The 22996-nt window shown below is 63.2% G+C and carries 14 protein-coding genes and 1 tRNA gene; 7 read left to right on the top strand and 8 right to left on the bottom strand.

The window, feature by feature from the left end; translation table 11 throughout:
• Positions 1–66: 66 nt before the first annotated feature.
• Entirely contained in the window at positions 67–1950 is a 1884-nt protein-coding gene (locus tag JF70_RS00365) for a S1C family serine protease (protein ID WP_045934851.1), read from the bottom strand.
• 232 nt (positions 1951–2182) lie between these two features.
• Between JF70_RS00365 and tgt the strand changes: the two genes are divergently transcribed.
• Both tgt and JF70_RS00355 read left to right on the top strand, forming a co-directional pair.
• Positions 2183–3481 (top strand): tRNA guanosine(34) transglycosylase Tgt, encoded by a 1299-nt coding sequence (gene tgt / locus JF70_RS00360; RefSeq protein WP_045934850.1) that lies wholly within the window; start codon positions 2183–2185, stop codon positions 3479–3481.
• A 56-nt stretch (positions 3482–3537) separates the two neighbouring features.
• Positions 3538–3620 (top strand) — tRNA-Leu (locus JF70_RS00355).
• A gap of 172 nt (positions 3621–3792) precedes the next feature.
• Here the strand turns inward: JF70_RS00355 and JF70_RS00350 are convergent.
• Positions 3793–5127 (bottom strand): dicarboxylate/amino acid:cation symporter, encoded by a 1335-nt coding sequence (locus tag JF70_RS00350; RefSeq protein ID WP_045934849.1) that lies wholly within the window; start codon positions 5125–5127, stop codon positions 3793–3795.
• Positions 5128–5290: 163 nt separating this feature from the next.
• Positions 5291–5572 (bottom strand): metal-sensitive transcriptional regulator, encoded by a 282-nt coding sequence (locus tag JF70_RS00345; RefSeq protein ID WP_045934848.1) that lies wholly within the window; start codon positions 5570–5572, stop codon positions 5291–5293.
• A 119-nt stretch (positions 5573–5691) separates the two neighbouring features.
• Between JF70_RS00345 and JF70_RS00340 the strand changes: the two genes are divergently transcribed.
• Entirely contained in the window at positions 5692–8550 is a 2859-nt protein-coding gene (locus JF70_RS00340; RefSeq protein WP_045934847.1) for a heavy metal translocating P-type ATPase, read from the top strand.
• Positions 8551–8571: 21 nt separating this feature from the next.
• Here JF70_RS00340 and JF70_RS00335 read toward each other — a convergent pair whose 3' ends face one another.
• The 5 genes from JF70_RS00335 to JF70_RS00315 all read right to left on the bottom strand — a co-directional run bounded on the left by JF70_RS00335 (position 8572) and on the right by JF70_RS00315 (position 18713).
• Positions 8572–9663, bottom strand: a complete 1092-nt coding sequence (locus tag JF70_RS00335) for an alpha/beta fold hydrolase (protein ID WP_045934846.1) — start codon at positions 9661–9663, stop codon at positions 8572–8574.
• Between the two features lie 36 nt (positions 9664–9699).
• Positions 9700–12030 (bottom strand): YhgE/Pip domain-containing protein, encoded by a 2331-nt coding sequence (locus JF70_RS00330; RefSeq protein ID WP_045934845.1) that lies wholly within the window; start codon positions 12028–12030, stop codon positions 9700–9702.
• Positions 12030–14663, bottom strand: coding sequence for a YhgE/Pip domain-containing protein (locus tag JF70_RS00325; protein ID WP_045934844.1), 2634 nt, complete (start codon positions 14661–14663; stop codon positions 12030–12032). Before JF70_RS00325 ends, JF70_RS00330 begins: the two co-directional genes overlap by 1 nt.
• A 276-nt stretch (positions 14664–14939) precedes the next feature.
• Positions 14940–16247, bottom strand: coding sequence for a chloride channel protein (locus JF70_RS00320; RefSeq protein ID WP_052690635.1), 1308 nt, complete (start codon positions 16245–16247; stop codon positions 14940–14942).
• A 57-nt stretch (positions 16248–16304) separates the two neighbouring features.
• The gene (locus JF70_RS00315) at positions 16305–18713 is read right to left on the bottom strand and encodes a S9 family peptidase (RefSeq protein ID WP_045934843.1); all 2409 of its coding nucleotides are present in this window, start codon (positions 18711–18713) and stop codon (positions 16305–16307) included.
• A gap of 348 nt (positions 18714–19061) precedes the next feature.
• Here JF70_RS00315 and JF70_RS00310 point away from each other — a divergent pair, with 348 nt between their 5' ends.
• The 4 genes from JF70_RS00310 (at position 19062) to JF70_RS00295 (ending at position 22994) form a co-directional block, all read left to right on the top strand.
• The gene (locus JF70_RS00310) at positions 19062–19964 is read left to right on the top strand and encodes an LPXTG cell wall anchor domain-containing protein (RefSeq protein WP_045934842.1); all 903 of its coding nucleotides are present in this window, start codon (positions 19062–19064) and stop codon (positions 19962–19964) included.
• A 198-nt stretch (positions 19965–20162) separates the two neighbouring features.
• Positions 20163–20867: an FHA domain-containing protein gene (locus JF70_RS00305; protein ID WP_015021121.1), complete on the top strand. Its 705-nt coding sequence runs from the start codon at positions 20163–20165 to the stop codon at positions 20865–20867.
• A gap of 36 nt (positions 20868–20903) precedes the next feature.
• Positions 20904–21419, top strand: coding sequence for an FHA domain-containing protein FhaB/FipA (locus JF70_RS00300; protein ID WP_373564724.1), 516 nt, complete (start codon positions 20904–20906; stop codon positions 21417–21419).
• Positions 21420–21425: 6 nt separating this feature from the next.
• A complete protein-coding gene (locus tag JF70_RS00295) occupies positions 21426–22994 on the top strand; it encodes a PP2C family protein-serine/threonine phosphatase (protein WP_045934841.1) in 1569 nt (522 codons plus the stop codon).
• The last annotated feature ends 2 nt before the right edge of the window (positions 22995–22996 follow it).

Here is a 22996-nt window from a genome sequence, read left to right as displayed (position 1 = left end):
CGGCGAGTATGACAAGGGGCCGCACCCGCCAAAGTGACGGATGCGGCCCCTGGGTTCAGTCCCGGATCACTGCCCGAAGAAGAAGCGGAAGGGATCCATGGAGTCATCGTCGTCGCCCGAACCGCCCTGGTCGGAGTCGCCGTCCTGACCACTGCCGTCCGAGTTCCTCCGGTTGGTCCTGGGCTTGCCCTGCACGGTCTGCTCCTCGCTATCCAAGGTGGCGTTCACCTCGGCGGTCTTGCCGTCGCGCACCACGGTGATCTTGACCGAGTCGCCGAAGGCGGCAGCCCGGACGAAGCCCAGCAGGGAGTAGTTGTTGTTGACCGCATGGCCATTGAAGGCCACGATGGTGTCTCCGACCTTGATGCCGGCCTTGTCAGCCGGGGAGCCCGAGACCACATTGGTGACCTTGGCACCGCCGCGGGTGACGCCGTCGGCCTGGGCCGTGCTGCTCTGGATGGTGACACCCAGGGAGACGTGCTTGGCCTTGCCGTCCTTGATGATCTCATCGGCAATCCGCTTGACCAGGTTGGATGGGATGGCGAATCCGATGCCGATGGACCCTGCCTCGGACTTGGAGGAAGCCATGGAGGCGATGGAGGAGTTGATTCCGATGACCTCGCCGGCCGCGTTGAAGGTCGGGCCGCCCGAGTTGCCCGGGTTGATGGCCGCATCCAGCTGGACCGCGTTGGTCACGATGGGGTTGTTGTTGCTCTCGTCCATGACCGAGACCGGGCGGTTCAGAGCCGAGACGATGCCGGTGGTGGCCGTGTTCTCGTAGCCCAGGGGGTTGCCGATGGCCATGACGTTCTCGCCCACGGCCAGCTTTTCGGAGTCGGCGAACTTCACTGGCTTCAGGTCGGAGGGCGCCTGGTCCAGGCTGAGGATGGCCAGATCGGCTGTGGTGTCGGTACCGACAACCTTGGCCGTGTACATCTGCCCGTTGGAGAGGGTGACGTGGATCTCCTGGGCACCATCGACCACGTGGTTGTTGGTGACCACATGGCCCTGGGTGTCGAAGACCGCGCCTGATCCGGCACCCACCCCGCTCTTGGTCTGCACCTGGATGGAGACCACGGACTCGGAGACCTGCTTGCTGATGCCCTGCCAGTCAGGAGCCTGCCCGCCCTCGACCTTGGCCGTGCCCTGGCCTGAGGAGTTGGAGGAGACCCCGCTCAGCGAGGAGGACGAAGGCAGGGTGATCCATCCGTTGGACAGGGCCGCCCAGCCCAGGCCCAGCATGAGGGCGGCGGCCACCAGGGCGGCCACCACGGCGGTGAAGACGTACTTGCCCGTGCCGCTCATGTTGCTGTCGGCATGGTTGGCAGGACCGGGCCGGCCGTTGGGACCGCCGGATCCGAAGGGCGCATAGGGGCCTTGGCCGGAGGGTCGGCCACCCTGGGGGTTCTGACCGGCATTCTGACGAGGCTGGCCAGGCTGACCATTCTGCCCGAACCGGCCTGGCTGTCCGTATTGTCCGAAGAAACCCTGCTGAGGACCGGAGCCATACCCTTGGTTCGGCTGCTGGTTGGGCTGCTGCTGACCCTGATTGTTGGCAGGCGGACGCGAGCCTGCTGGCGCGTAGGCTCCATACTCGGGCGCAGGCCGATAGTAAGGCTGCTGCTGCGTCGGCGCATCCTGCCCTGTGGTCGAGCCACTGGAAGCGGAGGCTGGAGTCCCGGTGCCGCTATCGCCATTCGACCCGTTTTCCGTGGTCGCGGGCCGTGCATCGCCACCAGGCATGGCAATAGGGGTCGTGGGCCTCTGATCCCAGGCCTGAGTCTGCTGGTCCCCTTCTTCTGGCACGGGGACTTGAGCAGAGTCGGTCTGGTCCGCGGAAGCTCCCGTCTCCTGCTCTTGATTGGCGGCCCAGCGCTCGATGTGGCTTGGCTGCCAGGACTGACCGTCATCGCCGCCCCTCCAAGGGTCGGCCTTGTGCTCTTCAGCCATTTCTGCTCCTTCGGATCGATGCCGCTGCCTGCTATTCGGTCACGCTTGTCAATCTACCCCGTCGCCCGCGCTTTTTGCTGTTTCCGGCTGACAGGCGAAGCGGGTCCTCGCATGCATTGCTTCCAAGTCTAGAGCCGAAATACTGAATGTTATCTGGACATTGCATGAAAGTCACATCGACTGTACACAGGGCGGCAGCGGGACGGTTGGATGTCTTGGATACAGTGGAGTCATGAGCCTGATCACCAACCCGCTAGGAGCCACGCCAGGCCGACCCGGCGATCGCACCGCTTTCTCATTCGAGACCCTGAGCCGCCTGCCTGACAGCGCCGATGGCCTGGGACGCGATGGCCGCCGCTACGGCCGAACCGGCATCATCCACACTCCGCACGGAGACATACACACCCCCGCATTCATTCCCGTGGCCACCCAGGCGGCCATGAAGGCCGTCCTGCCCGAGCAGATGCGGCAGCTGGGTGCCCAGGTCCTTCTGGCCAACGCCTTCCACCTGTTCGAACGTCCCGGTCCCGACATTCTGGACCAAGCCGGAGGACTGGCCCGGTTCATGAACTGGGACGGCCCCACCTACACCGACTCAGGCGGCTTCCAGGTCCTCTCGCTGGGGGCGGGATTCAAGAAGACCCTGGCCATGGACGTGACCGGCATGAAGTCGGATCAGGTGATCGCCGAAGGCAAGGAGCGCCTGGCCTTCGTGGACGAGGACGGAGTCACCTTCAAGTCCCCGCTCAACGGCGACCGGCACCGCTTCTCGGCTGAGATCTCCATGGGCATCCAGCACCGCATCGGCGCCGACATCATGTTCTCCTTCGACGAGCTGACCACCCTGATGAACACCCGCACCTACCAGGAGCGGTCAGTGGAGCGCACCTTCCGTTGGGCCAAACGCTGCGTGGAGGAGCACCACAGGCTGACCCAGGCAAGGACCGGCAAGCCCTACCAGGCCCTGTTCGGCGTGGTGCAGGGAGCCAACTATGAGGATCTGCGCCGACGTGCCGCCCGCCAGATTGCCTCCCTGGACTTCGACGGCGTGGGCATCGGAGGCGCCATAGAGAAACGGCTGCTGGGGCAGACCTGTGCCTGGATCTGCGACGAAATGCCCGAATCCCGGCCCAGGCATGTGCTGGGCATCGCCGCTGTGGACGACATCTTCGCAGGTGTGGAGAACGGCGGGGACACCTTCGACTGCGTATCCCCGGCCCGCTGCGGCCGCAACGGAGCGGTCTTCACCCGTGACGGCCGCTGGAACATCAAGCGCGCCCAGTTCAAGGCTGATTTCAGACCCATAGAAGAGGACTGCGACTGCTACACCTGTACCCACTACTCCCGGGCCTACATCGACCATCTGCTTCGCGCCCATGAGCTCAACGGCTACACCCTGGCCACCATCCACAACGAACGCTTCTTCGTGAGGCTGCTGGACGAAATCCGCCAGTCCATCGACGGTGGCTACTTCGACGAGTACAAGAAGGAGACCCTGGCCAGGTTCTACGCCCACGGATCCAAGGGCTGAGCCAACACGCCCTTATTGCGCCGCGCAGACAACCGTGCTAACCTTTCCAGTTGTCTGCGAACGTGGCGGAATGGTAGACGCGCTGTCTTCAGGTGGCAGTGAGCTGATGCTCGTGAGGGTTCAACTCCCTCCGTTCGCACAAGGCAATGTCTTCGACTGATTGATGTCAGTCGAAGACATTTTTTTATTGGTCCGATGTCGACCGAGGCTGTTCAGGTTATTTGGCCTTCCGGCCGCTGCAGATCGGGCCAGGCTGATTCATCCTCTTGCCGCCTGCCGCCTGACCATGCGGTTTTGTTGATGTAGACCGATCATTCGATGTCCTGGTCGTCGAAGACCTTGCGGCCCTTGTAGAGGTCGAGGTCCAGCTCGTTCTCGGTCCTGGCCACGATGACTGCCGTATTGGCGGCACCGGCCACGTTCACCAGCGTGCGGCCCATATCCACAATCTGGGAAATGGGCTGCATGATAGCGATGAAGGGTACGGGCAGGCCAGCCGCCGTGAAGAGGGAGGTGGCGGTGATCGTGGCTGTGCCGGGCACGCCCACCGTCCCCACGGAAACCACCAGGGCAAAGACGATCAGGAGAGCGAAACGCAGGGGGGAGTAAGGAATCCCCTGAGCATTGATGGCGAAGACCGCCAGAAGGACGGGCCAGAGCCCGGCGCATCCGGGCATGCCCAGATTGGCTCCCAGGCTGGCCACGAAGGAAGCCGTCTCTTCGGGAACGCCGGCAGAACGCAATTGACGGACCGTGACAGGAATGGTGCCGATGCTGCTCTCGGAGGTGAAGGCCACCACGCCCGCCGGCCAAAGGGAGCGGAAGAAGGGCAGAGGATTGACCCGGCCGACCAGGGCCAGAATCAGGGGTTGAACCAGGAAGAGCTGAATGGCCAGACCCAGGTAGGCCACCAAGAGAACCGCCAACAGGGGCAGAAGGCTCTTCAGGTTGCTACGACCGATGGCGGCGGCGATCAGGGACAGGACCGCATAGGGGGTGAAGCCGACCACGATTTGGGTGGCCTTGGACAGGACCACATTGCCGGCTTCCACGAAAGTCTTGAAGGGGGCCACGCTCTGTTCGCCACGCGGTGTCGAGGCGGCCTTGTTCAGAGAGACTGCCAGGAGGATGGCGAAGATCACGACGGGAATGACCTGGTTCTGGGCCCAGTTTTCCGCCAGATTCGAAGGGAAGAGGCCGATCAGGGTATCGAGCACTCCCGGCACCTCGTGAGGCTTGGCCCCCTTGGGCAGGGCCTGGTTGAACCCCTTGCCGACCTGGAAAAGCAACCCCAGGACCAGGGCGATCACGGCGGCTGTGAAGGTGTTGACCAGGAGAAGAACGATGGTCTTCACACTGATGTTCTTCAACCGACCTGACCCGCCGATGCGGCTGATGCTGGCGATGATGCTGAAGAGCAGGAGGGGCACCACGAGGGCCGATATGACCTCGGACCAGACGTTACCGAATGCCCCCACATAGGTCGTGTGACCTGAGAAGCCCACACCCACCAGGATTCCCAGCACCGTCGCTATGATGACCCGCCAACTGAAATTGACCTTGGTCCTCCTGCTCAGCAGGGCCAGCCCTGCAAAGAGAATGACGACCACTATCAGGGCCGCCCAATCCCAACTCGTTTCCGACATTGCCTCTCCCTCATCGAGCTCTCCTCCCCAGGGCCAAACGGCCTAGGGTTGGGGTTCAATCTAACAGGAGAAAAGCGGAAATCCAGCGATTCCCGAAAGAATGCCTATACCCGTTGCTTATGGACTGCTATTCCCGGGCGGATTAGGCCTGGCTGACGGGGGGCTAGGAACGAACCAGGCGGGCAATGGCATCGGAAGCCTCCTGCATCTTCTCGTCGGCCTCCTCGCCTCCCTTTTCGGCAGCCTCACGGACGCAGTGGTTCATGTGGTCGTCCAACAGGGTCAGAGCCACCGACTTCAGGGCGCTGGTCGAGGCGGCGATCTGGGTGAGGATGTCGATGCAGTAGGTGTCCGACTCGACCATCTGCTCAATGGCCCTGACCTGGCCCTCGACACGCCGGAGTCTGGTGATGGTCCGCTTTTTGTCGTTGGCATATCCGGGCAAGGTTTACTCCATTCCTGTTCGCTCCATGGCCTTCATGGCGGAGCCGGGACCGACCCGTTCCCATGAAACCCATCTCGAAATTCACTATCAGTATACCCCTGGGGGGTATAGTGAGGCACATGAGCAGCATCCTGGTCCTCATCGCAGCCCTGGCCATCACGGCGGGCATCATCTGGTACTTCTTCGCGCCCAGAAAGGCCACCCAGGCCAAGGACGAGGGCGGCGTCCAAACCGTCCACATCACAGTCAAGGGCGGATACAGCCCTCAGCTGATCCAGGTCCAGGCCGGACGACCGGTCAAGCTGGTCTTCGACCGCCAAGAGAGCGGGGAATGCTCCTCGCACGTGGTCTTCAACGACTTCAACATTGACAAGACCCTGCCCGCCTTCCAGACCTCGACCGTCCAGCTGACCCCGCCCAAGGCCGGCGACTACCCCTTCGCCTGCGGGATGAACATGCTCCACGGAATGCTCCGGGCCACCGACGGACCTACGACCGGCAGCGCACAGGCACAATCCAAACAGGCACAGGGCAACCAGCCACAAAGCGAGCACACACAAGCCGAACCCACCGAATCCGCCAAACCCACTCAGACCACCGGCGGCAGCGACCAGGACGAGGCGGATCAGGAGCGCACGGCAGAAATCCGTGACCTGACCAGGCGATTCATCGTGGCCTTGGTCTTCACGCTCCCGGTCTTCATCCCGGCCATGTTCGGCATGTTCCTGCCCATGCCCCACATTCTGATGAACCCCTGGGTCCAGCTGGTCCTGATATTGCCGGTGATGTTCTACTCGGGCTGGCCCATCCACCGCACCGGATGGCTGGCCCTGGCACACCGGGCTCCGGAGATGAACTCCTTGGTCGCCCTGGGCACTGCCACGGCCTTCCTCTATTCACTGGTAGTCACCGTGGCCCCGCAACTCCTGCCTGAGGGAAGCCGCGAACCCTACTACGAGGCCGTAGGCACCATCATCACCCTGATGATCCTCGGCCAGATCCTGGAGGCACGGGCCCGGCGCGGCACCGGCGATGCCATCCGCGCCCTTGTCGGACTCAGGCCCAAGACCGCCACCGTGGTGAGGACCGGCCAGGACGGCAGGGAGACCACCCAGGAGATCGCCGTCGACGATGTGGCCGTCGGAGACGTGATTCAGGTCCATCCAGGCGAGAAGTTGCCGGTGGACGGCCGGGTCATCTCCGGATCATCCTCAGTGGACGAATCCATGGTGACCGGCGAGCCCATGCCCGTCCTCAAGCAGGAGGGCGATTCCCTGGTCGGAGCCACCGTCAACGGCACAGGCTCCCTGCGCTACAAGGCCATCCAGGTTGGGCAGGACACGGTTCTGGCGCAGATCATCCGGCTGGTCAAGACGGCCCAGACCTCCAAGGCACCCATCCAGAAACTGGCCGACCGCATATCGTCCATCTTCATTCCCGGGGTCATCCTGGTGGCGCTCTGGACCTTCGTGGCCTGGTGGGCGTTCGGCCCCATGCCCCGCGGAGTATACGGAATCGTGGCGGCCGTCTCCGTCCTGGTCATCGCCTGCCCCTGCGCCCTGGGCCTGGCCACTCCCCTATCCGTGACGATCGGTACCGGACGCGGCGCCCGTGCCGGCGTGCTCTACCGGTCGGCGGAGGCCCTGCAGGGGGCACATGACGTCGATACCATCGTCCTTGACAAGACCGGCACCATCACCCAGGGCCGGCCTGAACTGGCTGATGCCCTGAGCGTGCAGGGGCTGGACGAGGACCTGCTGATCAGAGCGGCTGCGAGCGCCGAGAGCAATTCCGAGCATCCCCTGGCCCAGGCCATCGTCCAGGCTGCCAAGGATCGGAATCTGGATCTGGTCCCGGCCGAGGACTTCGACTCGGTCACCGGCGCCGGCATCGATGCGACCTTCCCCTCCGGCTCCTTCGACGGAAGCAAGGGCACCTCACATGTTCTTGTCGGCAACCGCAGGCTGCTTGAGGGCAAGGGAATCGAGCTAGGGAACGAAATGGCGGACCAAGCCGGCCCGCAATCCCTCTTCGACACCGCTCGCAGCTGGGAGGATCAGGGCCGCACGACCATCTTTGTGGCCATCGACGGCAGGCTTGCCGGGGTCCTGGCCGTGACCGACCAGGTCAAGTCCGGCTCCAAGCAGGCCATCCACGACATGAACGAGCGCGGCATCCAGACCATCATGCTGACCGGCGACAACCAGGGCACCGCCGAACAGGTTGGCGGCCAGGTGGGAGTCACCCGGGTGGTGGCGCAGATCCATCCCGAGGACAAGGCGAGCATCGTCAAGGCCCTTCAGGCCCAGGGCCATAGGGTGGCTATGATCGGCGACGGCATCAACGACGCCCCAGCCCTGGCCCAGGCCGACCTGGGCATGGCCATCGGCACCGGAACGGACGTGGCCATCGAGTCCGCCGACGTGACCCTGGTCTCGGGTGATCTGAACGCGGCCGTCAAGGCCATCGACCTCTCTGCTGCGACCATGCGCAACATTCACCAGAACCTCTGGTTCGCCTTCGGGTACAACGGCCTGGGCATCCCCATCGCCGCCGGCGTGCTCTACCCCTTCATCGGCCTCCTGCTCAACCCCATGATCGCCGGCGCAGCCATGGCCTTCTCCTCCCTGTCTGTGGTGCTCAATGCCAACCGGCTGCGGCACACGCCCCTGAAGGCCAGGCCAATCAAGGAGGCCAGGCCAATCGACATGGATGCCCTGACCAGGGACCTCAGTATTTCCACCCACCAAGAACACAACCAAGAGAAAGGAAACGAGATGGGACTCTTCCATCATCATGACGACATGCAGCAGGATCAGGCAACAACGGGCAAGGTCACCGACCCGGTCTGCGGCATGACCATCGACCCCAACACAGCCGCAGCCAAGCGCGACTACCAGGGCAAGACCTACTACTTCTGCTCGCAGAACTGCGTCGATACCTTCGACGCCGATCCTCAGAAGGTGCTCAACAAGTAGGATTGCGCGTTCTTCGACTGATCAGCGGTCGTCAGCGAGCCGCCAGGGCTGGTCGAAAAAGTCGAAGATGCGCTCCAAGTAAGGCCTCAGAACCTTGTCGGGCATCTGGTAGAGCTCGTGCATACTGCCCGGGATGCGTACCAGCGTGGCTTGGCAGCCGCCCTGCTGGACCTGGTCGACAAAACGGTTCTGGGGCATCGGCAGCACAAACCGGTCGGGCTGAGCCTGGAAAAGCAGTATGGGCGTCTCCACTCGACTGCACCGGTCGGGACGCAGTATGGCCCGGCTCATCTCCAGGCTCTCCCTTACCCAGCCGAAGGTGGCGGCACTGGTCTGGTAGTGCAGCTCCTTGGCCCGCAACTTATGGGTCCAGGCCACCCGTGCCTGGCTGCCATTGGGGTACTTGCCCATGTCCAGCTCGGGGAGGAATGGGCCGAACCCCGGAGCCATGCTGCGCGAACGGCCCATCATGCAGGCGGCGTTTGTCGCCGTCCAGGCCACCGAGGGCATGAACCCGGTCCGCGGCGCAATCATGGGCGATGACAGGACCGCCTTATCGATAAGCGAGGGGAAGGTTTCCAGCATCCGCGCAGCCACGCCGCCGCCCATGGAGTGGGCATAGAGCATCATGGGATTGTCCTGGGCATACTGCTGGCCCACCTGTGAGCAGAAGGCGGCCAGATCCGCCACATACCGCTGCCAATGATCCACCCAGATCAGGCTGGGATCGTTCACACCACGGCCGGAGAAACCGTGCCCCCAATGCTCGGGAATGCAGACGGAGTACCCCTGCATCAGGAAGTACCAGGCCATCTCCTGATACTTGTCGGCGAATTCCGAAAAACCGAAGGAGATGATTACGGCCCCGCGCACACGAGCCGAGCCGGACTCCACCGCACCTTGGCGAAACAGCGTCCTGTCATAACAGACGTAATGCAGGAGCCGGGAGGGGTCCACGCCGCCGAGATGGGCCTTGTCCAACAAGGTTCCCCCGTCCTCGCCGCCATCATGGGAGATCATCCATCCATCACTGCGACAGGAGGCCAGGTCAGGAAGGACGCGATCCTTCATGATTTGGTCGTAGCGGCGCTCCTCAACCAGTTGGACGCTCATGCTCTCACCCTATACCACCTTCTGTTGGACTCGGCCCTACATGAGCCGGGTGCTCTCGAGGTTTCTGACGATCCAGTCATTGAAGCGGATGACGGGCTTGCGCAGGACCAGCCCCAGCAGCAGAGAAGGCACCAGGAAGAGAGCCAGCGTGGCCATCTCCCGCCAGAACTCCATGCCATAGGCTCCGGCAACGGCCGACTGCATGGCTCCGATGGCGTGAACGAAGGGCAGGAAGGGATAGACCCCCTGGAAGAAGCCGGGCAGGGTCTCCATGGGGAAGGTGCCGCCCGAGCCAGCCACCTGCATGACCAGGAGGATGACGGCGATGGCCTTGCCGATGTCCCCGAAAGAGACGACCAGGGTATAGATCAGATTCATGAAGACGAAGGAGGCGAAGACCGCCACCAGCACGAACATCAGCGGATGGACGCACTGGACCTTCAGGTAGAAGAGGTCTCCCAGCGCGATCAGGAAGCCCTGGAGGATGGCCAGCAGGGCGAAGACCGCGAACCTGCCGAAATACTCCTGGTAGAGCTGAAGGCCAAAGCGGCGGGCGTTGCCTGGCGACTCCGGGCGGAAGGCTCCCCAGGAGCGGCGGCCCTCGGGATCCTCATCCAGGTCGTCGGCCCTCTTCCAGGCATCCTGCAGGGAGTCCAGGTGCAGGACGAAGGCCTTCTTCTTGTCGGACAGGGCCACCTTCATCATGGCCGCCAGAATGGTGGCACCCACCCAGATGGAGAGAATGGTGTAGAAGGGGGTCATGGCCGACCCGTAGTTCATGACCGGGAAGACCGCATGCCGATGGATGCCGACCGGCGAGGACAGAAGTGCGGCCAGGGTTTCGGAATCCCCGCTCAGCAGGGATTTGACCTCCTGCGTATCCTTGCCCTGAGAAGCCTGGGTCAGGTGTCCCCCCAGGTCGGTCAGCCGCTTGGAGGCCTGGTCCAGACGCTGGGAGATCTCCCCTAGTTGGTCCTTGGCCTGGCTGATGTCATTGGTCATAGGGCCCGTCAGCCCGGAGGCGCCCTTGACGGTTCCATCCAGACCCGTCAGCAGCCGGTCGGTCGAAGTGACCACGGTATCCATAGAAGAGGCCAGGCCGTCCAAGCGGGGCTTCAGGTCATTGCGGTACTGGGTGCGGACCTGGTCCACCGAGGCGCGGGCCTGGGCGATCCTGTTCTTCAGATCCTGCCGCTGACCGCCCAGCTTGTCATTGCCCTCCTTGGCCGTTTGGGAGGCCTGGCTGATCCGGTCGGCCAGGTCGCGCTGGGACGCTTGGGCTGTGCGCATTCCGGCCTGGGCCTGATCGATGGCGGTCAGCAGGGCCTGGCGTTGGTCCGCTGTCAGATTGGCATCGGATTCCACAGTGCTGCGCAGATTTTCCAGGCTGGCGATCATCCCGTCGTAGTCGGCTGCCGAGTCTCTGATCCGTTGGCTCAGATCGTCCAGCTGACTGCTGACGGCATCGCTCTGCCGGCCCACCTTGTCGAAGGCGTCGTCGATCTTGGAGCCGATGGTGTCATAGGCGCCCGAGGCCTGGTCAAGGGCTGCGTCGACCGCCTGGGCCGATCCGGAGAGGGACTTGCCCAGATCCTTGGACCCCTTGGTTCCCTGGTTCAGGGCCTTCCTGGCATCGGCCATGGCGGAGTCGGACCGGCCCAGAATCCGGCCGGTGGAGTCGATCATCTTTCCGGAGGAGTCCAGAAGGCCCGCATAGGCATTCACCTGGCTGGAGGCAGTGGTCAGCCTCTCCGACATCTGGTCGATGTGGCCGGTCGTCCTGGTCAGATAATCCTGCACCTGGGGGCTCTGGGAGTATGTGAAAACCTGGCTGGCCAGGTCGATCCCCACCTGCCCCACGGTTTTGACGAAGGTCTTGTCGATGGTTGTGGCCACGGTGTCGGCCCCCTGCTCGGTGACATGGGGGGCGATGGCGTTCTTCTTCTCGTTCAGGTAGTACTCAAGGTTGGCGTGCTTCACATCCTGCGAGAAGAGGGTCATCATGTCCGCGCTGAAATCCTTGGGGATGACGATGGCGGCGTAGTACTCGCCTGAGCGCACCCCATCCAGGGCCTGGTCGCGGTTGACGAACCTCCAGTCCAGCTGGTCGTTGGCCCGCAGGGTGCTGGTGACCGTCTCCCCCACGTTGATCCTGACCGGGATCAGGTCGGACTTGTACCCCTTGTCGGTGTTGGCCACGGCCACCTTGATGGCCTTGGTGTTCTTATAAGGGTCCCAGCTGGCGGCGATGTTGAACCAGGCATAGAGGGCCGGGACGATGATCAGGCCCATCAGGACGATGATGGCGATGACGTTGCTGGTGGCATCGGCCAGGTCCTTGCGCAGGATCCTCCAAATGTTCCTCATCAGCGGTCACCGTCCTCGTGAGCGTCTTCCTCATCGTGGTTCATGACTGATTCGCGCACGGCCGTGGTCAGCCTGGTCACAGCCGAGGGACCCTGCCTGCGCGGGCGAATCAGGGTGTGGAAGTCCATGCCGGGACGCTCGGCCAGGCCCAGCTGCTGCACATAGCCGTCGCAGATGTACTCGACGATGATCAGGTAGGCGTCGATCAGGACGATGGAGGCGATGCAGGCGATCAGCATGACGATTTTGGCCTCGGTGCTGAACAGCAGAATAAGGAAGAGCACCGGCAGCAGGACCAGGACCAGACCAGCCCGGATCAGCGTTGGATAGAGGGCCAGGAAGCGATGCGCCCGCCGCCTTATGACGGCACGGTAGTCGCCCTCGCCCAGGATGGAGCGGGCCAGGCTGCCCAAGCTCAGACGACGGTCGGCCGAATGGTTCTGCTCGGTCAGCATCAGATCGGTGGCGCCCAGCCGCCGGTCGAAGAGGGCATTCAGGTTGAGCAGGTACCGCCGCACCACCAGTCCGATCAGCAGGGCCACCGGAAGGTACCAGAAGACGTGGAGCATATCCTGCCAGTAGTGGTTGCCGTACATGCCGCCGATGGTCTCGCGCATGGCATTGATCCCGTAGGTGAAGGGCAGCCAGGGGTTCAGATTGCGGAAGAAGTCAGGCATCATCTCGATGGGATACATGCCCGATGAGCCAGGTATCTGCAGGATGACCAGAACCACGGCCAGGGCCTTGCCGATATGCCTGAAGGAGGCGGCCAGGGCATAGATGATGTTGATGTAGACGAAGGAGGCGAAGACCCCGGCCAGGACGAACAGGGCCGGCTGTTGGCATTGGATGCCCAGCATCAGGTCGCCCACTGTAGCGATCAGCGCCTGGAAGAAGCCGACGAAGACCAGCAGAAGCCAGCGGCCCAGGTAGGCCTGGGTGGCGGTGCACTTGCGGATGCCCTCCTTGTCGACCTCCAGCTTATAGATGGCTATCAGGATGAACCCGCCCACCCAGAGGGCCAGATTGGTATAGAAGGGCGCCACGGATGATCCGTAGTTGCTTACCGGGTAGACCGTGTGCGAGGCCAGCTCAACCGGCGAGGCCATGGCCTTCCCGAAGGATTCCGGGCTCAACCCCAGGGTCTGGGACATCCGGTTCCAGGCGGCCGAGGACCCCAGCGCCGCCACATCGGTGCGAACCCCCTCCAGGTCGGACCTGACCGAGGCCAGGGAGGTCCTGGTGGTGGACAGGGTCGACTGGGCCTGACCGATGGTGGAGTCCAGCTGGTCCAGCAGGGCGTCGGTCTGGGCGGCCGTAGTGGACAGGCTGCTCAGGGCACCCTGAAGCGAGCCGTTGGAAGCGTTGAGGTTGTCCAGGCCGGTAAGGAGGTTGGGCATGGTGGTCCCCGTCAGGCTCTGGCTGGCCGCAGTCAGGGCCTTGATGCCGGAGTCGCCGGTGTCGGTCATGGCCGAGCTCAGGTCCGATGCGGCCCGCTTGCCCGAATTCAGGGCCGTCGAGGAGTTCTTCTTGAAGGCATCCAGGGATGCCTTCTGCTGCTGGTTGGTCTTTTTCAGATTGTCAATCTGCCGCTGGATGCTCTCATAGGCCGGATCCCCAGGATGCAGTCCGGACTGGTCCAGACCCGACTGGAGCCGGTCCACGGCCTTCCCGTTGGCGTCGACCAGCTGGCTCAGGCCGGAATTGACCCGGTCCACCTTGTCTTGGGTGGCGTTCAGATCGGCGGTGATTCCGCCTGCCACTGTATTCACATCAGTGACCGCGCTGGACAGCCGCACCGACCCGTCCGCCAGGGCCTGGTTCAGGGCGGAGGAGAAGCGAAGACTGTCATCGCGGGTCCTGGTCATGTGGTCCTGGGCCTTGCTCAGGGTGGCCTGGGTGGCCGATATTTGACTCTGCAGGTTCTTGATGTCGTTTCTGGAGCCGGCCACGGTCTGCCGGGCCTGGCCCATGGTGGAACCAATCCGGTCAAGCTGGCCGTCCATCCGGTCAAGCTGGCCGATGATGTCCCCCAGGTCGCCCACCACCTGGCTGCGGCTCTGCTCGGCCGCGCCCTGGGCATCGCCGGCGGTCTGCAGGACCTTCCCGGCCAGCGCATCGCTGACAGCCGAGACAAAGACCGTGTTGATCTCCTGGTCAATGGTGGAGGCGCCGGTGTCGGTCACCTTGGGGGCGATGGCGTTCTTCTTCTCATTGACGTAATAGTTCAGGGCAGGCCTGTTTCCGGTCCCCTCGACTATGCCGACCAGGTCGGCGCTGAACCGTTCAGGGATGATGATGGCCGCGTAGCACTGGCCCGAGTGGACCTCGTCGATGGCTCTCTGGTCATCATCCATGAACTTCCAGCCCAGGCTTTTGTTGGCGCGCAGCTCCTGGATGACCGATCTGCCGGCGTTGATCCTGCCGGTTTCCGCCGATTGCGCCCCTCGGTCCATGCTGACGACGGCTACGGGCAGGTTCTTGGCGTTGCTATAGGGGTCCCAGAGGGCCATGATGTTGAACCAGGCATAGAGGGAGGGCAGCACGGCCACGCCGATGGTCACAACCAAGGCCACGGGGTTGCGCAGTATCCGCCAGAGATCTCGCCTGAAGATGGCCAACACGGTCTTCACCGCCAGGCACCTCCTTCTTGTCTGTCCGGGGGATCACGGCACTGGCCTGTTCCACGCGGATTGGCTGCATCCTCCCCGGACTTACGTCCGGCCTGAGTATAGCCACCCTTCCTTACTGGCCCAGACCGGTCAGCTGATTGTGAATGCTCATGCAAGGCCGGAGGCGGCAGGGCAGACACGCGACCAGTCTTGGTTTCATCGTATATGAGTAAGGACGGAATCTATCGGCATCGCGCAAGGCCGGACCCTCAGGGCAACACGGACTCAGACGACGGTTTATGACTTGGCCACGAACAGACGTGAGACCGCCATCGACAGGGCCACAGCCAGACCCATGGGCATAAAGGCCATGACCGGCAGGTGGCATACCTCCATGAGCATGGCCATGGCCATGAGCGGAGCCTGCTGGGAGGCGGCCAGCAGAGAGGCGGCGCCGATCACGGCACACTGCCAGACCGGCAGGCCGGGCACAAGGCAAGCCAGCAACAGCCCCAGAACAGCACCCATGGCGGATCCCAAGGCTATGGAAGGCGTCAAGGTGCCGCCGAAGGCCCCGGCACGGATGGTGGCTGTGGTCAGCAGGGCCTTGGCCAGCGCAAAGAGGGCCAGGAGGGCAAGGGACTGAGTCAACTGGAGCCCGGAGAACCCGGCAGGCAGGCGCTGATCCATGCCCATCTGGGCCAGAGCCCGACCGTTGCCCATGACCTGGGGAACAGCCAAGGCGACCAGACCGGTCAGCAGAGCAACCCCCGTCAGCTGCCAGATAGCCGCAGGGCCATTGGTCCTATGGGCCTCAGCCCAGGAGGTCATCCGCCGGAATCCGACCCCCAGCAGTCCCATGACCGGTCCGATCAGGAGGACCACTGCCATGAGCCAGGGCCGGAAGGACTCGGAGCCGACCTTATAGTAGGGGGCAAATCCCTTGATGGATCCGCCGACCAGGGTAGCCAGGGCTGACATGGCCAGATTGACCGTCACCACTTCGGCATCCACCCGCCGCAGCAGCACCTCGATGCCGAAAAAAGCACCGGTCAGAGGCGCGATGTAAATGCCAGCGAATCCCGCTCCTGCCGCCGAAGCCACAAGCAGCGGACCATCCTGATCATGCAGCCCCAGCCGTCGGCCCATCCTGGTCCAGAGACCGCCCAGAAGGGCCCCAGCCTCTCGAGGGGCCACCTCCCTGCCTATGGAGCCACCAGCAGCCACAAAAAAGATCTGGGTAAGCACATGAACCACAGTCCGTCCCGGGGGCATAGGCGCACCTTTGACAGCCTGGCCTACCGAGGGAACCAGCCTGTTCCTCGTCCGCAGCCAGGCCCAGACCAGTCCGGCCACCAGTCCGGCAATGGTCACTGAGACCAGCCTTCTGATAGGCGGCACCACCTCAGCCGTGGGAGCCTCCGGAGTCTCGGTGAAACCCAGTAGACCGGCCTGAGTCAGCTCGAAGAACCTTGCCAGCAGGCCCGAGGAAAGTCCGACCAACAGACCCAGGCAGAGCACCGAGACCGCCAGGCCCCAGCTGCGGGGAAGCCGGAATCCGCGATTGGGTCCTGGAGTCTGGTCAGGCTTTCGTTGGATATGCACAACCCCAATCTAGCGGAAGCAACCGCAAGCAGGGCGTCAGCCCAAGCAGCCCTGCCGTCAGTCCGTCTTGTTCTTGAGGGCCTCCCGCAGGAAGTCCCGCTGCAGAATAAGCAGGTTCTCGGCCACTGTTTCATCATTGGTCATGTGGGTGATGCCGGTCAGCGGCAGGACCGTATGGGGACGACCGGCCGCCATCAAAGCGCCGGAGAGCCTCAGGGTGTTGGCCACGGAAACGTTATCGTCCGCAAACCCGTGTATCAGCATCAGCGGGCGACGCAGCGAGGGGGCGTCATCAATGATCCCGTTGCGGCGGTAGACGGCCGGGTCCAGACCCAGATAGCGCTCGGTGTAATGAGTATCGTAAAGAGTCCAGTCCGTGGGCGGGGCGCCCGCACAGGCCGCATGGATCCGGTCGGGAGCCCGCAGAACCGATAGGGCCGACAGGAAGCCGCCATATGACCAGCCAATCATGGCCACATGCCCCAGGTCGGCCTCGGGAGCGAAGTCCGGCAGGGCCTCCAGAGCCTCAAGCTGGTCATCCAGAGTCACCTGGGCCATGTCCTCGAAGATGGCCCGATCCCAGGCAGGACCACGACCAGGCGTGCCCCGGCCGTCGGCGGTCAGGACCAGGAAGCCCTGATCAGCCCACCACTGGGACTCCCAGTAGTAGGACTGGTTGAAGACCACCTGCTGGGCACCTGGCCCGCCATAGGGTTTGAGCAGGACGGGCAGGCTGTCGGCGCTGGCGTAGGGGCTGGATTCAGACGGCCTGACGATGGCTGCGAACAGCTCGTGCTGGCCCATGCGCACGAAGTCCACGTTGGGGGTGAACCCGGGATCGCTGCTGGTGTCGGCCAGGACGGCACTCATAGCCCCCTGGCTATTGATATGACCGGCGTCCACGGCCCGGCGATCAGGGCGATCCTGATGCTCCGGCCGCACAGGTTCACCTGTCTGCCTAGCGCTGCTGTCGGGGCGGGCTTCACCCACCAGGCCCAGCCCTTCAGCGCCCAGGCGGTCCAGATCCCCGTCAGCCCCCAGGTAGCAGTGGCGCACCTGTCCCTGCGCCGAGGCCATGGTCCGGCCGCTGACCACGATGCCATGGCCGGCTCGCGAGGCGGACCACACCCCAGGCAGACGGTTGAGCACATGGATGGAACCGTCGTAGCCCAGACGCATCAGGTCGAAGCTGCGGGGGTCAGTGGAGACCACCGCCAGCACATCGCGGTCCTCCACGGACAGCACCTGTCGAATCTGGCAGCCAGCCGGGGAGAAGATCCTTCCGTCCAGGCGCAAACGCGTGGTGTCGGCTTCAGTATCGATGAAGGCGTCCACCAACCCACCCTGGGGCCGGTAGGCCGGCAACCCGGGCACCAGGTCGATCCACTGGTCGTTGCCATGCTCCTGCAGCACCCTGGTGGCCACCTTGGGCGCCACCTCGGGATCAAGCAGGGTCATATTCTGTCCCGGCTCCAAGCCCTGACGGGTATCCGGCACCTGCACATCCAGAATCCTGTCCTCGGTCTGGCGGCGGTTCTGAACCAGCAGCAGGGGCCGATGCCCGTCCTGCCAGCGGACCACAGCCAGGTACTCGAAGGCCTGATGGTCCCAGTCCACCTCACCCACCCAGGGGTCGGCATCATCCTGGCCCAGGAGGACCAGGCTCAGTCCGACGCGGGCGTTGGCGGTCAGAGCCTGGGGATACCGCCGGGCGCGCGGCCCGACCTGGGGATTGGCCGGATCGCTGATGTACCAGATCGGCTCATCAGAGGAATCCGTGTGCTCGACCAGCAGCGCCTTGGAATCCGGCGACCACCAGAACCCCTGGTAGCGGTCCATCTCCTCGCCGGCCACGAACTCGGCCAGCCCCAGCCGCATCCGATCATCGGTGCCTGGGCGCAGGGCCAGGACAGCCCTTTCTCGATCCTGCCCGGCATCCTGCCCAATGGTGACCACCATCAGGCGGTCGCCAGTGGTATAGGCCACCATGGTGCCGTCCGGGCTGATGGCAGGATTGAGCACAGCCGAATCGCTGTCTTCCAAGCTCAGGGCCCGTGTAGAGGCGGTGAGACCATCAGGGGCTATCAGCGAGAGCCAGAGCCGACCGCCTAAGGCAAAGACCACGCGATCCCCGGCATCATCCACGCTGTAAGTGACAATGCCCTCACCGCCCTCTCGCGAGCGCTCCCTGCGGGCCAACTCGGCAGCTGGCACCTGTTCCTGGTCCGCATCCTCCAGCAGGGCCCTTGGGTCAGCCAGGAGCACCTCATGGTGGCGGCCTTCCTGGTCAAAGACGGACAGCCAGAGCCCGGTCACCAGGTCTTCAGGTCCGTCGGAGCGCAGGAATACGGCCCGCGAACCGTCCCCCACCGCCAGGGCCGACCGTGGCGCACCCAACGTAAACCGCAGGGTCCGGGCCTTGGCCCGCGGATATGCCTCCATCGCCCGATCCACCTCTTCGGCCATGCTCGCTCCTCGAATATCTCTGACATGATCCCCATGACCATGTGTCTGCCACGATGATAAGCGCCCAGATGCCAAAGGGGAATTCCAATAGCTCAACTGCGAGGCGCCACCCTCCCTTTAGCAGACGTTAATCGTTCTACATGAGAAACTTTTATCGTCAGATAAGACATATTTTCGAACTACGACCGGCCGATGACCATTCCCTGCGCTAGAATTTTAGCGTGTTATCGCCAAAGACTGGTCGATGATGCCTGTTTCCCAGGGGTAGGGGTGTCAAGGCAGGACACCCCATGAACGTATCTGGGGAGCAACCGACAATAGAGAAAATAGAGGTAACCAATGAATATCATGGTTCGTTTCAAACGCGCATGCGCAGTACTCGCTGCCGGCGCCACCCTGGCTGGCGGCTTAGCACTGCTGCCCACCGTGGCCCAGGCTGTGGAAAGCAAGAATGTCCAGACCAAGGCCGCTCCTTACACAATCACATTCCACGACTCCTATGCTCCTGAGGAGGAGAACAATGAGGGGGAGAACAATGAGGGGGAGAACAATGAGGGGGAGAACAATGAGGGGGGGAACAAATTCACTCTGATCACCGACACCAGCGGCAAGCTGGATCCCAGCAAGATTCCAGAGCCTACAGTGCCCGATCAGAATACGAAAGCTGATGGCTGGTCTATCAATGGATTTGGTGGCCCAGCTGATGACCCAAATTCACAAAAAATCGACTTCAACACCCATGTTTTCACCCAAGACGAGGATGTCTATCCTCACTTCGTCCAGATAAACCCCATCACTTACAACATCACTTTCGTCACTATAAATCCGGAAGATATCGAAGAATCCACCGCGAACGTGATGCAAACCAATGGTGAGGGAAAGCTATCTGAGGAACCCAAGGTTCATAACTTCGATGGTTACACCTTCGACGGTTGGTTTAACGAAAATGGCGGGTCCCGTTACGTCCCCGGTGGCACCTACAACGCAGACACTACTTTCATGGCCAAGTACACCAAGGTGACCACTCCCAATGAGCCTAACAAGCCTGGTCAGACCGCTCCGGTTGACAACAACACCAAGCAGCCTGCCAAGGACAACAAGGCTCCCGCCAAGGATCCGGCTAAGAAGGACACCAAGAACAACAATCTGGCCAAGACCGGCGCCGACGCCACGGCTCCTCTGGCCATCGCCGCTGGCCTCTGCCTGGCTGCCGGCATCACCCTGGGTCTGCGTCGCAAGCTGGCTCTGTGAGTCCGCAGGCTTCGGCCTGACCTATGATGATTGAAGTTCAAAGGCCCCTGGTCCATTGCGGCCATGGGGCCTTATCCATACCCGGCAGTCGCGGTCGTTCGAACCTGTTCATTGAAGAAATTGCAAGCATCCGACCGCCCATTACCCCCTTCCGGCAGGGTCACGTACTATGAAAGGGTTATATGGAAAGGGATGACTATGAGCGTTCTCGATCGTTTCGAGAAGAGCGTGGAAGGCGCCGTTAACGGTGTCTTCTCGAAGTTCGGCTCCAAGGACCTACAGCCCGTCGACCTGTCGAGCGCCCTCGAGCGTGAGATAGACTCACAGGCCATGCCCGTCGGTCGCGACCGCACCGTGGCGCCCAACGAGTATCGATTCAGACTATCCACCCCAGACTTCGACCGCATCGAGCAGTGGGGTTCGGAGGCTCTGGCCAACGAGCTGGCAGACAACCTGACCAAGTACGCCGAAAGCCAGCACTATGCCTTCGTCGGCCCGGTCGTGGTCATCTTCGAGGAGGACCTCAACCTGAACAAGGGCGACTTCCACCTGTCTGCCGAGTCGGTCCAGGGCAACGCGGCACCCGTGACCACACCCGAAGAGTCCAAGGACTGCCCGGTGTTGGAAATCAACGGCCGCCAGTACCTGCTGACCGCCCCCATCACCACCATCGGCCGTGGATCCTCCTGCGACATCGTCATCGACGACGCAGGCATCTCCCGCCGACACCTGCAGATCGAGATCACCGACAAGGGCGTGGTAGCCCGCGATCTGGGGTCCACCAACGGCACCTATGTAGAGGGGCATCAGGTACCCGCAGCCACCCTGCTGGACGGCAATACCATCACCATCGGCCGTACCCGCATCCTTTACTGGGCATCGTCGCAGGAACAGGATTCGTAAGTCGCCCAGACCTTGAAGTAAGGTCGAATCATTATGCTGACTGAACTGACATTCGCCATCCTCAAATACGGATTCCTGGCTCTGTTATGGGTATTCGTATGGCTGGCCATCCGTTCACTCCGCAAAGACATCGAAACCTTCAGCCCCAAGACTTCTCATACCCGCCGACGCAGTGAACGCGCAGCCCAGCGCAAGCTGCCGGCGGCCGCCAGATCCGTGCCTATCGCCCCGGTCAGCAAGACAGAGCCTGCAAGCGATGAACCCTCCCTGCTGGTGGTTATCGACGGACCCCTGGCCGGCTCCTCCACGCCGCTGTCCGGACGACCCATCACCCTGGGCCGCTCCTCCTCGAACACCCTGGTGCTGGACGACGAGTTCGTCTCCGGCCATCATGCGCGGGTCTATCAGGATCCCGCATCGGGCCGATGGGCCATCGAGGATCTGGGGTCCACCAACGGCACCGTCGTCTCGGGACAGAAAATCACGGCGCCGACAATCCTACCGGCGGAGGTTCCCGTGCGCATCGGAGCCACCACCTTCGAGTTGAGGTAGCCGCCCATGACCAGGAACGATGCGAGCCAAAAGCTGTTCCTCTATTCCACGGCGGTTTCAGACGTGGGGTACGTGCGCAGCAACAACCAGGATTCCGCCTTCGCCGGTGAGCGCCTTGTGGCCATGTGCGACGGCATGGGCGGCCACGCAGGCGGGGATACGGCCTCAACCATAGCCATCCGATCCCTGGCCCACATCGAACGCGACGACCGGGAGCAGGACGTGCAGTCCCTGGCCCGGATGATGGAGACCTCGGTCATCGCCGCCCATGACGCCATCGTGGGCAAAGCCAAGCGAGAACACCGCCTGTCGGGCATGGGCACCACGGTCACGGCCCTGGCTCTGGCCGACGACTCCTGGGTATTGGCCCATATCGGCGACTCCCGGGCCTACCTCCTGCGCGATGGCAAGCTGATCCGGATGACCCAGGACCACTCCTACGTGCAGCATCTGATCGACACCGGCCGCATCTCCCCGGCCGAAGCCCGCAACCACCCTCAGCGCAACGTGGTCATGCGGGTCCTGGGGGACTTCGACATCGACCCCCGCCCGGACATCTCCATCTCCAAGGCCCTGCCCGCAGACCGTTGGATGATCTGCTCGGACGGCCTCTGCGGCGTTCTGGAGGACTCGACCATCGCCGAGGTGCTGTCCTCGGTCTCGGACCAGGCGGAGTGCGCCCAGCAACTGGTCACCTTCGCCCTGAAGGCCGGCAGCACCGACAACGTGACCGTGGTCATCGCCGATGCCACACTGGCCCTGGACGCCGATGCATTCGACCTGCCCCATCAGACCCCTCTGGTCGGCGGTGCAGCCAGCTCCAACCTGGAGGCCCTGGCCGACATCCTGGATGAGCCCGTAGCGGCCGCACCGCGCCTGCGCGACGAGTCCCGGGAGTCCCCTGCCAAGCGGGCCGCCGACCTGACCCAGGACCGGGATGCCGACAAGCAGGGGGACGAGGACGACGAAGGCCGCACCGCCCAACCCTCGGCTGCCCGCGAGGAGAGCGGCGAACGGCATGTGCCCGACACCAGCGAGATCCCCATCGTTCACAAGAAGGACGGCTCGGACTCAGCCGACCCCTACGACCCGGACGTGGCCGACGCCATCCACAAGGAGCACCTGGAGCAGCGCAAGCGCCAGCGCTCACGGCACCGGCGGATTCGGCTGATCCTGGCCGGCATCATCACCCTGGTGATCCTTGCCCTGGCCGGAGGCACGGCGGCTGCCTACCACTGGAGCCAGGAACAGTACTACCTGGGCACGGACCAGGGCCGAGTGGCCATCTACCAGGGCGTGCCCACCAAGGCCTTCGCCCTCTCGCTGTCCCACCCGGTGCAGATCACGGACATCGCCGTCAAGGGACTGCCCCAGTCCTGGCGTGACCAGTTGGAAGAGGGCATCACCGTCTCCAGCATGGACGACGCCAAGGAGCATGCCCGTCTGATCCGCAAGGAGGCCGGCGACCTCAAACGCGAGCAAGCCAAGGAGGCCAAGGACGAGTCCGACCAGGCATCGACTTCTCCCTCAGCCTCGCCCTCACCGTCGGAAACCGATCAGAGCGGGCGGCAATAGTC

This window comes from Bifidobacterium mellis, assembly GCF_000967265.1.
In the GTDB taxonomy this organism is placed as follows: domain Bacteria; phylum Actinomycetota; class Actinomycetes; order Actinomycetales; family Bifidobacteriaceae; genus Bombiscardovia; species Bombiscardovia mellis.
Note: the sequence above shows the minus strand (reverse complement) of the source record. Positions and strands in the feature narration are given on the sequence as shown.